General features: G+C 56.3%; 11 protein-coding genes. 2 read left to right on the top strand and 9 right to left on the bottom strand.

Features of this window, described 5'->3' with window-relative positions; translation table 11 throughout:
- Positions 1–18 precede the first annotated feature (18 nt).
- Entirely contained in the window at positions 19–1,314 is a 1,296-nt protein-coding gene (gene gltA, locus ACR0L3_RS06975; RefSeq protein WP_480745443.1) for a citrate synthase, read from the bottom strand.
- Between the two features lie 120 nt (positions 1,315–1,434).
- Positions 1,435–2,835 carry a glutamate--tRNA ligase gene (gene gltX, locus ACR0L3_RS06970; protein WP_480745442.1) on the bottom strand — a complete coding sequence of 467 codons (1,401 nt, stop codon included), beginning with the start codon at positions 2,833–2,835 and terminating at the stop codon, positions 1,435–1,437.
- Between the two features lie 78 nt (positions 2,836–2,913).
- Here gltX and ACR0L3_RS06965 point away from each other — a divergent pair, with 78 nt between their 5' ends.
- The gene (locus ACR0L3_RS06965) at positions 2,914–4,962 is read left to right on the top strand and encodes a ComEC/Rec2 family competence protein (RefSeq protein WP_480744805.1); all 2,049 of its coding nucleotides are present in this window, start codon (positions 2,914–2,916) and stop codon (positions 4,960–4,962) included.
- On the opposite strand, the gene lexA is transcribed toward ACR0L3_RS06965, so the two are convergent.
- The 6 genes from lexA to ACR0L3_RS06935 form a co-directional block, all read right to left on the bottom strand.
- On the bottom strand, positions 4,959–5,657 hold the full coding sequence (gene lexA / locus ACR0L3_RS06960; protein ID WP_480744804.1) for a transcriptional repressor LexA: 699 nt from the start codon (positions 5,655–5,657) through the stop codon (positions 4,959–4,961). The two genes, ACR0L3_RS06965 and lexA, sit on opposite strands and share 4 nt — an antisense overlap.
- Before the next feature lie 78 nt (positions 5,658–5,735).
- A complete protein-coding gene (locus tag ACR0L3_RS06955) occupies positions 5,736–6,908 on the bottom strand; it encodes a molybdopterin molybdotransferase MoeA (RefSeq protein WP_480744802.1) in 1,173 nt (390 codons plus the stop codon).
- Entirely contained in the window at positions 6,905–7,378 is a 474-nt protein-coding gene (gene moaC / locus ACR0L3_RS06950) for a cyclic pyranopterin monophosphate synthase MoaC (RefSeq protein WP_480744801.1), read from the bottom strand. The genes ACR0L3_RS06955 and moaC overlap by 4 nt, the downstream gene beginning before the upstream one ends.
- Positions 7,378–8,190 (bottom strand): indole-3-glycerol phosphate synthase TrpC, encoded by an 813-nt coding sequence (gene trpC / locus ACR0L3_RS06945; RefSeq protein WP_480744799.1) that lies wholly within the window; start codon positions 8,188–8,190, stop codon positions 7,378–7,380. The genes moaC and trpC overlap by 1 nt, the downstream gene beginning before the upstream one ends.
- Complete coding sequence (trpD, locus tag ACR0L3_RS06940) at positions 8,187–9,206, bottom strand: anthranilate phosphoribosyltransferase (RefSeq protein ID WP_480744797.1); 1,020 nt, start codon at positions 9,204–9,206, stop codon at positions 8,187–8,189. The genes trpC and trpD overlap by 4 nt, the downstream gene beginning before the upstream one ends.
- Positions 9,203–9,784 carry an anthranilate synthase component II gene (locus ACR0L3_RS06935; protein WP_480744796.1) on the bottom strand — a complete coding sequence of 194 codons (582 nt, stop codon included), beginning with the start codon at positions 9,782–9,784 and terminating at the stop codon, positions 9,203–9,205. The genes trpD and ACR0L3_RS06935 overlap by 4 nt, the downstream gene beginning before the upstream one ends.
- A 196-nt stretch (positions 9,785–9,980) precedes the next feature.
- On the opposite strand from ACR0L3_RS06935, the gene ACR0L3_RS06930 reads away from it, so the two are divergent.
- Positions 9,981–11,387, top strand: coding sequence for a divergent polysaccharide deacetylase family protein (locus ACR0L3_RS06930; RefSeq protein ID WP_480744794.1), 1,407 nt, complete (start codon positions 9,981–9,983; stop codon positions 11,385–11,387).
- Positions 11,388–11,431: 44 nt separating this feature from the next.
- Here the strand turns inward: ACR0L3_RS06930 and trpE are convergent, their stop codons facing one another.
- Positions 11,432–12,943: an anthranilate synthase component I gene (trpE, locus tag ACR0L3_RS06925; protein WP_480744792.1), complete on the bottom strand. Its 1,512-nt coding sequence runs from the start codon at positions 12,941–12,943 to the stop codon at positions 11,432–11,434.
- Between the last annotated feature and the right edge of the window lie 6 nt (positions 12,944–12,949).

Below are 12,949 nucleotides of genomic sequence, written 5' to 3'. Positions count from 1 at the left end.
CGCATTCAATCGCAAAGATCAGCGCTTTTCGATATCTACATAGTCGCGCAGGGTTTCGCCCAGATACAGCTGGCGTGGGCGACCGATTTTGTTCTGTGGATCGGCGATCATCTCTTTCCACTGGCTGACCCAGCCAACGGTCCGAGACAGCGCAAAGATCGGGGTGAACATCGAAGTCGGGAAGCCCATCGCGTCGAGGATAATACCCGAGTAGAAGTCTACGTTCGGGAACAATTTCTTCTCAGCGAAATACGGATCTTCCAACGCCTGCTTTTCCAGTGCTTTGGCAACCTGCAGCTTCGGGTTGTCCTCGATGCCCAGCAGATCCAGCACTTCGTCGGCCGACTGTTTCATCACCTTCGCGCGCGGGTCAAAGTTCTTGTAAACGCGGTGGCCAAAGCCCATCAGGCGGAACGGATCGTCCTTGTCCTTGGCGCGGGCAATGTATTCAGGGATGCGATCTACCGAACCGATTTCTTCAAGCATCTCCAGGCACGCTTGGTTTGCACCACCGTGGGCCGGACCCCAGAGGCAGGCGATACCAGCGGCGATGCAGGCAAATGGGTTCGCACCCGATGACGAAGCCAGACGTACGGTTGAGGTCGAAGCGTTCTGCTCGTGATCGGCATGCAGAGTAAAAATGCGGTCCATTGCACGGCTCAGGATCGGATTGACGTCGTATTCCTCGGCAGGGACGCTAAAGCACATGCGAAGGAAGTTTGACGCATAGTCCAGATCGTTGCGCGGATACACGAAGGGCTGACCGTTGTGGTACTTATAGGCCCAAGCCGCGATGGTCGGCATCTTTGCGATCAAGCGGTGCGAGGCGATCTCGCGCTGGCGGGGATCATGAATATCGGTCGAGTCGTGGTAGAAAGCCGACATTGCACCAACAACACCAACCATGATCGCCATAGGGTGGGCGTCACGGCGGAAACCACGATAGAAATACTGCATCTGTTCGTGCAGCATGGTGTGGCGGGTAATGGTGGTTTCGAACTTCTCCAGATCTTTTGCGGCAGGCAGCTCTCCGTACAGCAGCAGGTAGCATACTTCTAGGAAGTGCGATTTCTCTGCCAGTTGATCGATCGGATAGCCGCGGTGCAGCAGTTCACCTTTTTCACCGTCGATATACGTGATGGTGCTGTCGCAGCTTGCTGTCGAGGTAAAGCCGGGGTCATAGGTAAATACGCCCGCGTCGCCGTAGAGTTTGCGAATGTCGATAACATCCGGACCCGCGGTTGGCGAGTGAACCGGCAACTCGTAACTTTCACCATGTACTGTAAGAGTGGCTGTTTTTTTGTTGTCGGTCATCGTTGTCCCTTCTTCGTTCATGCGCGCACCAAGCGAGTGGTTGGCAGCGCGGTCTGCGGTCATACACCAAGTGCTGACCGTGTCGTAGCGGAGCAGCGTTACCTGATCATGAAGCCAGGATTATTTTGCTGCGTCGGAGAGCCGCGCCAGGGTCTCATCGCGCCCCAGCACAAGCATCATGTCAAACACCGAAGGTGTCACAGCACGACCTGCCAGCGCAGCCCTCAGCGGACCAGCGAGCTTGCCGAACTTGACGCCCTGTGCCTCGGCAAAGGCATTGAGGGCTTCCTCCAGTTCGTTCCGCGACCAGCTAACATTTTGCACGTGCGGCGTCAATTCACTCAGTATACCGTCGGATACAGATTGTATGGCTTTTGCCGCTTTCTCATCCGGTTCAATTGGCCTCGAGGTCAACACAAAGTGTGCTTTTTCAAGTAATTCCGGGAAGGTTCGTGCGCGATCTTTCAAACAATACATCGCGCGTTCCAAATCACTGGATTGTGTCGGAGTGAGAGCGGGGCGCTCTGCCGCAGCCAAATAGGCTTCGATTTCATGCCGCAATGCAGCATCATTGGAAATTGCAATATGCTGGCCGCAAAGATTCTCGAGCTTTTTCAAGTCAAAGCGGGCCGGGCTTTTTCCGATTCCATCCAGATCAAACCATTCTTTGGCTTGCTCGTCAGTAAAGAATTCGTCGTCTCCGTGGCTCCAGCCAAGACGTGCAAGATAGTTGCGTACGCCGGCGGCCGGATATCCCATCGCTTGATATTCCTGAGCCCCCAAGGCACCGTGCCGCTTGGACAATTTCTTACCGTCCGGACCATGAATCAGCGGAATATGTGCCCAGACTGGCACGTCCCATCCCATGGCCTCATAGATCATCATCTGACGCGCTGCGTTGTTCAGGTGGTCGTCGCCACGAATGACATGTGTCACGCCCATGTCGTGATCATCCACCACCACGGCCAGCATATAGACCGGTGTACCGTCAGAGCGCAGCAGAATCATGTCGTCCAATTGATCGTTTCGGATGATCACGTCGCCTTGAACCTGATCGCGAATGACGGTTTCACCGCTTTGTGGTGCTTTGATGCGGATTACATACGGTTCATCCGGGTGGGCTGTTGAATCTGCGTCGCGCCAGGGACTGCGGAACAAAGTCGACTTACCTTCGGCGCGGGCTTTCTCACGAAAGTCTGCGATGTCTTCCTGCGTTGAAAAACACTTATATGCTTTCCCTTCGGCAAGAAGTTGACGCGCAACCTCAGCGTGACGCGCTGCGCCCTCGAACTGGCTGATAACGTCTCCGTCATGATCCAGCCCTAACCATTCCATACCTTGCAAAATCGCGGCTGTTGCCTCGGGAGTGGAACGCTCGCGGTCTGTGTCCTCGATCCGAAGCAGGAACTTGCCGCCACGCCCACGAGCATAGAGCCAATTGAACAGCGCGGTGCGTGCGCCACCGATGTGCAGAAAGCCGGTGGGCGAGGGGGCGAAACGAGTGACGACCTGATCGGACATTGTGTGGATTAACCTTTTGGTAACCGTGTCGGGCATAGATTGGCGCCTGTCTAACGAGCCCGAAGGACGGGGGCAACCATGCGTGTTCTGGCACGGGTCGAGGCCGCATTGCTGAACCAAACGGGGTATTTGTTTCAATGGTCTCCAATTTGTTTGGCCATTGGCATCGGCTTGTATTTCAGCCTTCGTTTCGAACCAGGGTGGCGTGTCTATGGCTGTCTTATTGGCGTGTCCGCAGCACTGGTTTGGATCGGGCGCGCAAATAACTCGGGCTGGGCCTCGTTAGCCATTGGGGGTGCGCTGATTGCGGCTGGCTTTGTGCTGGCAGGTGCGCGGGCACACTCGGTCGCAGAGCCGGTCCTTACATGGCGCTACTATGGCCCTATCGAGGGGAGGGTCATAGCCTTGGATCGCTCTGCGTCGGATGCGCTGCGGGTGACGCTGGACCGGGTTCGAGTCGAGGAGGTGCCCGAAGACCACCGTCCGCAGCGCGTCCGACTCTCACTGCACGGGGCGGTGAGTTCATTGAAGCCCGGCCAAAGGATCATGACAACCGGACATCTGTCCCCACCACAAGGACCGGTTGAGCCTGGTGGATTCGATTTCCGTCGCCACGCGTGGTTTCAGCGCCTAGGTGCAGTGGGATACACGCGAGTTCCCGTAATGACCGTTGCGCCTGCGGACCACGCGGTCGAAGGGGTGCGTATCACGGCGTGGCGAATGGCCATATCAGAGCGGGTGCGCGCAATTCTTCCCGGAGAGATTGGTGGATTCGCGGCAGCTGTTACGACCGGTGACCGCAGTGGCATGGGGCAGGAGACTTTGAAATCCCTCAGGGCGTCAAACCTCGCGCATCTTCTTGCAATTTCAGGGCTGCATATGGGGTTGTTGACTGGGTTCGTGTTCTTGGTTTGCCGCTTAGGCCTGTCGGCGGTTCCATCGGTTGCTTTGAGACTGCCAGTCCGAAAATTGGCGGCGGTTTCTGCGCTTGTTGCGGCGATTGTCTACCTCATGTTGTCCGGTGGCAACGTCGCGACAGAAAGGGCGTTTGTCATGGTCAGCGTCATGCTTGGTGCTGTTCTCATAGACCGCCGCGCGATTTCACTGCGTGTTGTTGCGGTTGCCGCTTTGATTGTGTTGACGTTGCGGCCAGAATCCCTGCTTAGCCCCGGATTTCAAATGTCATTTGCGGCGACAACGGCACTTGTCGCTGTATTTGGTTGGTTGCGTGACATGGGGCCCATGCCCGTACCTAAATGGCTGAAACCTGTGGCAGGGCTGTTGCTATCGTCCGCAATTGCAGGGCTGGCGACGGCTCCGATTGGCGCAGCACATTTCAATACCCTGTCTCATTACGGGTTGTTAGCCAATATACTCTCGGTTCCTGTAATGGGCACAATAGTCGTGCCTGCCGCCTTTGTAGCCGCGCTACTGGCGCCCTTTGGCTTGGAAACGCTGGCGCTGAAAGTGATGGGGCTTGGGCTGGAGTGGATACTGTCCGTTTCGGATCGGGTGTCGGCTCTGGATGGGGCTCAAGGGTATGTTGTCAGCCCGCCGCACTACGTATTGCCAATGTTTGCGCTTGGTGCATTGTGGGTAGCCCTTTGGCACGGACGCGCGAAATGGATTGGGATTGGGCCTGTTTTGGTGGCTTTCTTAATGTGGGGGCAGGGGCAGAGACCTGAGATTCTGATCGCCGATACTGGGGGTCTTGTCGGGGTTATGACTGAAGGCGGTCGGGCGCTGAGCAAGAAAAAAGGCAGCGGATTTATCGCTACGGTTTGGCTGGAAAACGACGGAGAAGGTGTTGATCAGACCAAAGCAGCAAGCCGCTGGCCGCAGGGGCCGGATTTGGTGCAGCGATATGTCTGGCAAGACAAGGAACTTGTGCATGTCACCGGAAAACGCGCCGCCCAAGGGTTCAAGGAATGCCGAGCCAACCAAATCGTGGTGTCCGCCGTTGCCTTGGACCTGCGGGGGGCATGCGGGACGTTCGATCCAGAGCGTTTAAGAGAAACAGGTAGTCTGGCCATTTTAAACGGCCGCATCACAACCAGCCGAGAAGTCATCGGATATCGATTGTGGTCCCCGGAAATGCCGGGGGTTCGCAACCGACAAATGGACTAGTAGCTGCGGATCAACCCCACCAGACGTCCCTGCACTTTAACCTTACTTTCGGGCAGAACGCGGGTTTCGTAGGCCGGATTGGCCGCTTCAAGTGCGATCGCGTTTCCACGTCGGAAAAAACGCTTAAGTGTAGCTTCCTGATCTTCGACCAAGGCTACAACGATATCGCCGTTGTCTGCCACTTTCGTTTCGCGAATGACCACAACATCACCGTCATTTATACCCGCGTCGATCATCGAATCTCCGCGTACTTCAAGGGCATAGTGGTCGCCTTTACCCGAGATCATGCTTCCGGGCACAGCAACACGATGAGATTCGTGGCTGATGGCCTCAATCGGAACACCAGCTGCAATGCGCCCCATGACAGGCAGCTCAGTCGCGTAAACAGTAACGGGTTCAAAATTGGCTGGGCGCTTACCTTCGGGCCTGTCACCTTCGATGACACGTGGCTTGAACGCAGCGGTGGGTTCGCCCCCAAGGCTTTCAGGCAGTTTCACGATTTCAATCGCGCGCGCACGGTGGGCAAGGCGGCGGATAAAGCCCCGTTCTTCCAGTGCAGTGATCAGCCGGTGGATGCCAGATTTCGACCGCAAGTCCAACGCGGCCTTCATTTCGTCGAAACTTGGCGGAACACCGTCCGCCTGAACGCGTTTGTGGATGAATTCCAACAAATCCAACTGCTTCTTGGTCAGCATTGCTCACACCTCGTCGGTTATGCGTTTTCTTTTGTTCTACGCATGTTCACGTTTTGTGTCAATGGATTTGAAGCCCGACTATATTGCTAGGTACGACACTTCGTCCCCTAACTGACGTGCCGGATCGTGCGGTTCGCGAACCAACAGCACATTGGCTTGGGCAAGCACACTAAGTAACGAACTGTCTTGGTCTTGGCAGGCTCGTATGCCGTCGTCGCTGAGAACTGCACGCATATAGTGCTCACGTGGACCGTTCTTGCCGATAGGCTCAGCTAACCGCGCACGTTGGAACGGCGGTAGAACTTGCGCAATGCCGAGCATGCGGCGCAACATCGGTGCCAAGAACAGATATCCGCAAACCATCGCACTCACGGGATTGCCCGGTAATCCAACCATCGCAGCAGATCCCAGGCGTCCGGCCATCAAAGGTTTGCCGGGACGCATACGGATCTTGTAAAATGATCGCTCCATCCCCAAACTTTCCGAGACGTCACCGACCAAATCGTACGCGCCCACCGACGCGCCACCGATGGTGACAACTAGGTCAGCACCCTTGGCCAGCTCAAAAGCCGTTTCAAGTGATGTGACGGTATCACGAGCTATAGGAAGAACGCGTACCCGTGCGCCAACTTCTTCTAAAAGTGCTTTTAACCCGAAAGTGTTCGAGGCGATAATCTGGTCCGGGCCCGGTGTCTCACCAGGCATCACCAACTCATCTCCTGTCGAGATCAAAGCAACAACCGGTTTGCGCCTAACCGGCACAACGGGGATGTTCATTGCGGCCATCAAAGCAATGTCTTCTGGCCGTAAACAGCGCGGTGCAGTAATTTTCGCACCGGAAGTAAAATCGATACCTGCTGGACGAATGTTCGACTTTGGGCCGGGGTCATCGGTGATAGTAAGTAGATCCCCGCGTCGTTCGGTGTCTTCTTGAATTACCACGAAATCCGTTCCGTCAGGAACTGGAGCGCCAGTAAAGATGCGAACCGCTTGCCCTGCGCCGACCGTGCCGCTGAAACGGCGACCTGCAGCGGATTCTCCTATGACCTTGAACATCGCATGCAGTTCGACCTCGGTCGACTTTAAGGCATACCCGTCCATCGAAGATGCGGCAAACGGCGGTTGATCCCGGGTTGCGCTTACGTCTTCGGCAAGAACGCGTCCGGCGGCTTCGGTAAGAGGCACCAATTCCGCTTCAAGAGGAGAAACGAGATCAAACAGCAGTGATCGGGCGTCTTCTACGGAAATCATTTCGCCTCGTAACGTCCTGACTTTCCGCCATCTTTAAGCAAGACGCGAACGCCACCGATCTCCATGGCCTTATCAACGGCCTTTGTCATGTCATAGACGGTTAATGCTGCGGTTGAGGCGGCAGTTAGCGCTTCCATCTCAACGCCGGTTTGGCCCGAGGTCTTAACAGTTGCTTCGATCTGAACGCCGGGCAGTTCGGGATCGAGTGTTAACTCGACCGCAACCTTCGTGACCGGCAGAGGGTGGCACAGGGGTATTAGCTCCGGCGTCTTCTTTGCCCCCATTATCCCGGCCAGACGTGCAACGCCAAGAACATCACCCTTTTTGGCACGACCTTCGGAAATCAAATCAAAGGTTTCCTGTGCCATCTTGATGTGAGCTGCTGCCACTGCAACACGGTCTGTCACGGCCTTGTCCGAGACATCTACCATGTGCGCTTGGCCTTGAGCGTCAAAATGGGTCAGTGGCATCACATCACCCCAGGGATCAGCGGGTTTGCCAAAAGTTGGCGGGTCGCGGCGGTAACATCGTCCTGACGCATCAGGCTTTCTCCAATTAGGAAACAACGTGCGCCATAACGGGCGATGTCTGCCAGATCTTCGGGCGTGCTAAGACCGCTTTCACACACGATAGTCCGGTCGCCCGGAACCAGCTTTGAGAGGCGGCGAGTCGTGTCGAGCGAGGTTTCGAAGGTCTTGAGATTGCGGTTGTTTATGCCGATCAACGGGCTCTTCAGCTGCGTTGCGCGTTCCAGCTCATTTTCGTCATGAACTTCAATCAACACGTCCATGCCCCAATCAAAAGCGGTTTGTTCCAATTCGGCCGCCTGAGCGTCTTCGACAGAGGCCATGATGATCAGAATGCAATCCGCTCCCAAAGCGCGCGCCTCGATCACTTGATAAGGATCATACATGAAATCCTTGCGCAAAGCAGGCAGTGATGTGGCTTCGCGGGCTGCGGTCAGATATTCTTTTGCACCTTGAAAGCTTGGTGTGTCAGTCAACACTGACAAGCACGCGGCGCCGCCTTCTTCGTAAGCCTTGGCCAGAACAGGTGGATCGAAATCTGGACGGATCAGCCCCTTGGATGGGCTGGCCTTTTTAACTTCGGCAATTAAACCATAGCCACGACGCGCTGCCTTCTGCAGGGCGTCGGCAAAGCCGCGAACTTCTGGGGCAAGCCTTGCTTCGCTTTCCAACAGGTCCAGCGATTTCGATGCTTTATCAGAGGCAACTTCGTCCAGCTTATAGGCTTTGATTTTATCCAGAACCGTCTCGGTCATACGGCCTCCTGAGTCAATTGGGCCAGTGCGGCGATTTTTTCTTTGGCTTTTCCGCTGTCGATGCTTTCTACGGCTTTGGCAACGCCATCCTTCAAGTCGGTGGCGGCATCCGCGACAACCAATGCGGCAGCAGAATTCAGCAAAACCGCATCCCGATAAGCTGAGCGTTCGCCATCCAGCAGCGCGCGAAAGGCGACGGCGTTTTCTTCGGGTGTGCCTCCGATGATGTCCTCAAACGGATGAACAGGTAGGCCCGCATCTTCGGGGTGAAGTTCAACTTCCTTGATGACTCCGTCTTCAAGCGCGGCAACCCAGCTGATGCCTGTGATTGTCAGCTCGTCGGTGCCATCCGAGCCGTGTACCAGCCATGCGCGGTCCGAACCAAGCAGGCGCAGTGTTTCAGCCATGGGGCGGATAAGCTCACGGCTGAAGGCTCCGGTTAGCTGGCGTTTGACGCCGGCAGGGTTGGTGAGAGGGCCAAGAATGTTGAAAATCGTACGTGTCCCAAGTTCCTGGCGGGATGGCATGACATGGGCAATAGCCGGATGGTGCATTGGGGCCATCATGAAGCCGATGCCGACATCTTGTAGTGCGTTTTCAACGATCTCTGGGCCGACCATCACGTTGATTCCAAGCTGCCCCAGTGCGTCAGCTGCACCGGACTTTGAACTGAGATTGCGGTTGCCATGCTTGGCAACGGTGACCCCAGTTCCGGCAACGACAAAGGCCGTGGCGGTAGAGATGTTCAGCGTACCTTTGCCGTCACCTCCGGTTCCGACAATGTCCATGGCACTGTCTGGCGCGCTAACTGCGTTACACTTTGCGCGCATTACAGCGGCAGCAGCGGCGTACTCGTCAACGGTTTCGCCTCGGGTGCGCATCGCCATCAGCAATCCACCGATCTGGCTGGGTGTGGCTTCTCCGTCGAACAGAATGCCAAAGGCCTGTTCAGCCTCAGCACGTGTCAGAGGCCGATCGGCAGCGGCACCGATCAGCGGTTTCAGAGCGTCGCTCATGCAGGAACTTTCATCTCAGACAGGAAATTCTTGAGCAGGGCGTGGCCGTGCTCTGATGCAATAGACTCAGGGTGGAACTGGACGCCGTGAATGGGCAGTTCTTTGTGCTGAAGTCCCATGATGGTGCCATCTTCCAGCTCAGCCGTGATTTCAAGGCATTCGGGCAGGGTTTGGGGATCAACCACCAACGAATGATAGCGTGTTGCTTCGAAAGGCGAAGGTAGCCCAGCAAACACGCCTTTGCCGGTATGATGCATGGTACCCATTTTTCCATGCACGATTTCGTGGCACCGAATAACGTCGCCACCAAAGGCTTGGCCAATGGTCTGGTGCCCCAAACACACGCCCATCAGCGGCGTTTTTGTTTCGGCCGCCGCCTCAGTCAAGGCGAGGCAGATTCCAGCCTGATCCGGATCACAAGGGCCGGGGCTAAGAAGAATACCTGCGGGGTTCATTGCCATGGCTTCTTGAACATCCAAGGCATCATTCCGCCTAATAACCATTTCGGCACCAAGTTCGCCTAAGTAGTGTACCAGGTTGTAGGTAAACGAGTCGTAGTTGTCGATTAGCAGCAGCATTTGGGCACTTGTCTCGGCTTGGGCATTTCGGGCTGGCGATGCAGCCCCGAGCCACGGTATAATGTCCGGACATACATGCTCAGGCTTGCGCGGCAGCGTCAAGGGGACATCCCGTTCTTGACGCTCTGGTAAGCAAATGCCGCAACAGACGGCGAACATGTGATCGAAGCAGGGCCAGTACGAGAGGCAAAAAGTTATGGGCGGATTTGTCGGCGGAATGCTCGTGGGAACGATCGTTGTACTTGTGTTGGGCGCAGTACTATCGCTGAACACGCCTCTGACGAACAAACCGGATGTGGCAGTATCAGCTCCGGAACCAGCGGTAGTTGAAACTCCGAGCGAAGTGGCAGATTCCACTGAGGCGGTAGGTGATGGCGACATTCTTGATTTGCCACCGGCCACGCCGGAAGCCGATACAAAGCAGACGGACACACTCGCCCAGTTAACGGATGTTGAGATTGAGCCCGACGCGCAGCCGCAAGTGCAGAACGCTTCGGTAGAGGTACAAGCACCTGAAGCCGCTGGTTCTGCGCCTGTCAGTGTAATGACAGAGGCACCGATTGCACCGCAGTCCCCGCCTTTGGTGCAAAGCTCGCCGAATACTGAATCCCTTCCGGATGTATCGCTTGAGGTGCCCGCTGTTCAGCCCAAGCCTGAAATCACCGAAGTCGCGCCCCAAACGGAATCGCAAGTATCAAATGACAGCGCTCGGGAACCCGAGACAAACCCATTTGAGGACAGCCCGATTGCCGTTGAAGGCGACGAGGATACTGCGCCGCGTAATTTGCCTCGGATCGCATCGGTTCCACAGATCGGCGGTGAAGATGAAACCTCCGCAGTAGCAAACGTTGGCACTCGTGTTGTTCCACTAACCGAGCGCGATGATGGAGCCGACGCGGGTTCTGCTGAAACAGAGGTCGTCGAGCTCGGAAAACCCATCGAAACCTTCGCGGCCGAATTCGACAACCCCGAAGCTAAGCCGCTTATGTCAATCATTCTTATCGATGACGAAGGTGCCTATGGTGCCGAAGCGTTGCACGAATTCCCTTATCCGCTTAGCTTTGCCGTCAGCCCTTCGGACCCCGAGGCCGCTGAAAAGATGGCGCGCCATCGTGAGGCTGGCTTTGAAGTGTTGGCTTTGGCTGATCTGCCCGAAGCTGCCAGTGCGCAGGATGCCGAAGTTTCAATGGCGGTTTGGCTGGACACGTTACCTGAAACGGTGGGAATTCTCGAAGGGGTGAACACAGGTATTCAGGGCAATCGTAAGTTGGCGGATCAGGTGGCTGCTATTGCTGCTGGTACCGGTCGGGGGCTGATCACTCAGGACAACGGTCTTAATACCGTGCAAAAGCTGGCCGCACGAAATGGTGTGCCGTCGGGCGTGATTTTCCGGGACATAGACGGTGCGCGTCAGGACCCCAAGATCATGCGGCGTTTCCTTGATCAGGCCGCGTTCCGCGCCGGACAGGAAGGCACTGTGGTCATGCTGGGTCGCTTGCGCCCCGATACAATATCGGCGCTGCTGCTTTGGGGGTTAGAAGATCGCGGCAACCGCGTTGCAATGGCCCCGATCTCGGCGGTAATGATGAAAGAAGTTCAGTAAAGCCCGAGCTGGAAATACGGCTGATCCGTCAGATCAGCCCCTTTTCATGAGTTGCCCGCACCCGTAAACCGTGCTGCATCTGCAGCGGCGCGTCGGATGGCGTTCGACTTATGGACGGTCTCCATATACTCAGCTTCGGGGTTGCTGTCGTAAACGACGCCGCCACCGGCTTGAATATATAGTTTCTGATCCTTCACGATGGCCGTCCGTAGGGCGATGCACATATCCATATCGCCACCGGCACTGAAATAGCCAACGCCGCCGCCATAAACACCGCGCTTCTCGGGCTCTAGCTCGTCTATGATTTCCATTGCGCGTACCTTTGGCGCACCCGATACAGTGCCTGCGGGCATACCGGCAAAGAAAGCGTCCAGAGAGTCTTTGTCTTCGGCCAGCTCTCCGACAACGTTTGAAACGATGTGCATCACGTGGCTGTAGCGTTCGATAATGAACTCTTCGGTTGGGCGGACGGTGCCAATCTTGGCCACGCGACCGGTATCATTTCGACCCAAATCCAGCAACATCAGGTGCTCGGCCAATTCTTTCTTGTCGGCAAGTAGGTCGATTTCGTTGGCCTTGTCCTCTTCGGGTGTGGCGCCACGCGGGCGCGTACCTGCGATGGGACGGATCGTCACCTCGTCGCCAAAGACACGCACTAGAATCTCGGGGCTGGCGCCCACGACCTGAAAGCCGCCGAAGTTGAAATAGAACATGAACGGCGACGGGTTAGTGCGCCGCAGCGAGCGATAGAGCGCAAAAGGCGGCTGTGGGAAATCCTGCGTCCAGCGTTGCGCCGGGACGACCTGAAAGATGTCGCCCGCACGGATGTATTCCTTGGCCTTTTCAACCGCTTCCATATAGCCCGATTTGGTAAAGTTCGACACCGGTGGTGCAACCTCGGATGCGTCGCCCAAATCACGGGTTTCGGCCGGCATGGCGCGTTCCAGATCGCGGACGGCGTCCATCACACGTTCAGCCGCCTGCGCATAGGCGGCTTTGGCCGATTGTCCCTCGGCCACCCAAGCGGGAGAAACGACAGTAACTTCGCCCTTCACACCGTCAAGAACCGCGACGACCGAAGGGCGGAGCATGACCGCATCGGGCAGCCCTAACGGATCTGGGTTTACATCTGGCAGGTATTCCACCAGCCGAACCATGTCATAGCCGAGGTAGCCAAACAGCCCCGCTGCGGCTTGTGGCAGGTCATCGGGAAGCTCAATTCGGCTTTCGGCGAGCAGAGCACGAAAGTTGTCAAGTGGATTACCGTCTTGGCTCGAAAATGCCTCGTTATCGAACCTGGCTGAGCGGTTCAGTTCGGATGTTTCACCGTGGCAGCGCCAGATCAAATCTGGCTTCATCCCAATGATTGAATACCGGCCGCGTACTTCCCCACCAGTCACGGATTCAAGCATGAAGGCGTCTTTCTGAGCGCCTGTAAGCTTAAGCATCAGGGAAACGGGCGTATCCAAATCCGCCGCTAAACGGGTATAAACGACCTGGTTTTCGCCAGCCTCATAGGCGCGGGCGAAGCTGTCAAACTCGGGGGTCAGGGCCATTTTCGG

Source organism: Ruegeria sp. CK1, assembly GCF_056536545.1.
This window is presented reverse-complemented; position numbering and strand designations above follow the sequence as displayed.

Coding starts and splice junctions, on each gene's coding strand:
- ACR0L3_RS06930 (WP_480744794.1), top strand. CDS start 9,981: ATGGGCGGATTTGTCGGCGGAATGCTCGTGGGAACGATCGTTGTACTT.
- gltX (WP_480745442.1), bottom strand. CDS start 2,835: ATGTCCGATCAGGTCGTCACTCGTTTCGCCCCCTCGCCCACCGGCTTT.
- ACR0L3_RS06935 (WP_480744796.1), bottom strand. CDS start 9,784: ATGCTGCTGCTAATCGACAACTACGACTCGTTTACCTACAACCTGGTA.
- trpC (WP_480744799.1), bottom strand. CDS start 8,190: ATGACCGAGACGGTTCTGGATAAAATCAAAGCCTATAAGCTGGACGAA.
- trpE (WP_480744792.1), bottom strand. CDS start 12,943: ATGGCCCTGACCCCCGAGTTTGACAGCTTCGCCCGCGCCTATGAGGCT.
- ACR0L3_RS06955 (WP_480744802.1), bottom strand. CDS start 6,908: ATGATTTCCGTAGAAGACGCCCGATCACTGCTGTTTGATCTCGTTTCT.
- ACR0L3_RS06965 (WP_480744805.1), top strand. CDS start 2,914: ATGCGTGTTCTGGCACGGGTCGAGGCCGCATTGCTGAACCAAACGGGG.
- moaC (WP_480744801.1), bottom strand. CDS start 7,378: ATGCCACTGACCCATTTTGACGCTCAAGGCCAAGCGCACATGGTAGAT.
- trpD (WP_480744797.1), bottom strand. CDS start 9,206: ATGAGCGACGCTCTGAAACCGCTGATCGGTGCCGCTGCCGATCGGCCT.
- lexA (WP_480744804.1), bottom strand. CDS start 5,657: ATGCTGACCAAGAAGCAGTTGGATTTGTTGGAATTCATCCACAAACGC.
- gltA (WP_480745443.1), bottom strand. CDS start 1,314: ATGACCGACAACAAAAAAACAGCCACTCTTACAGTACATGGTGAAAGT.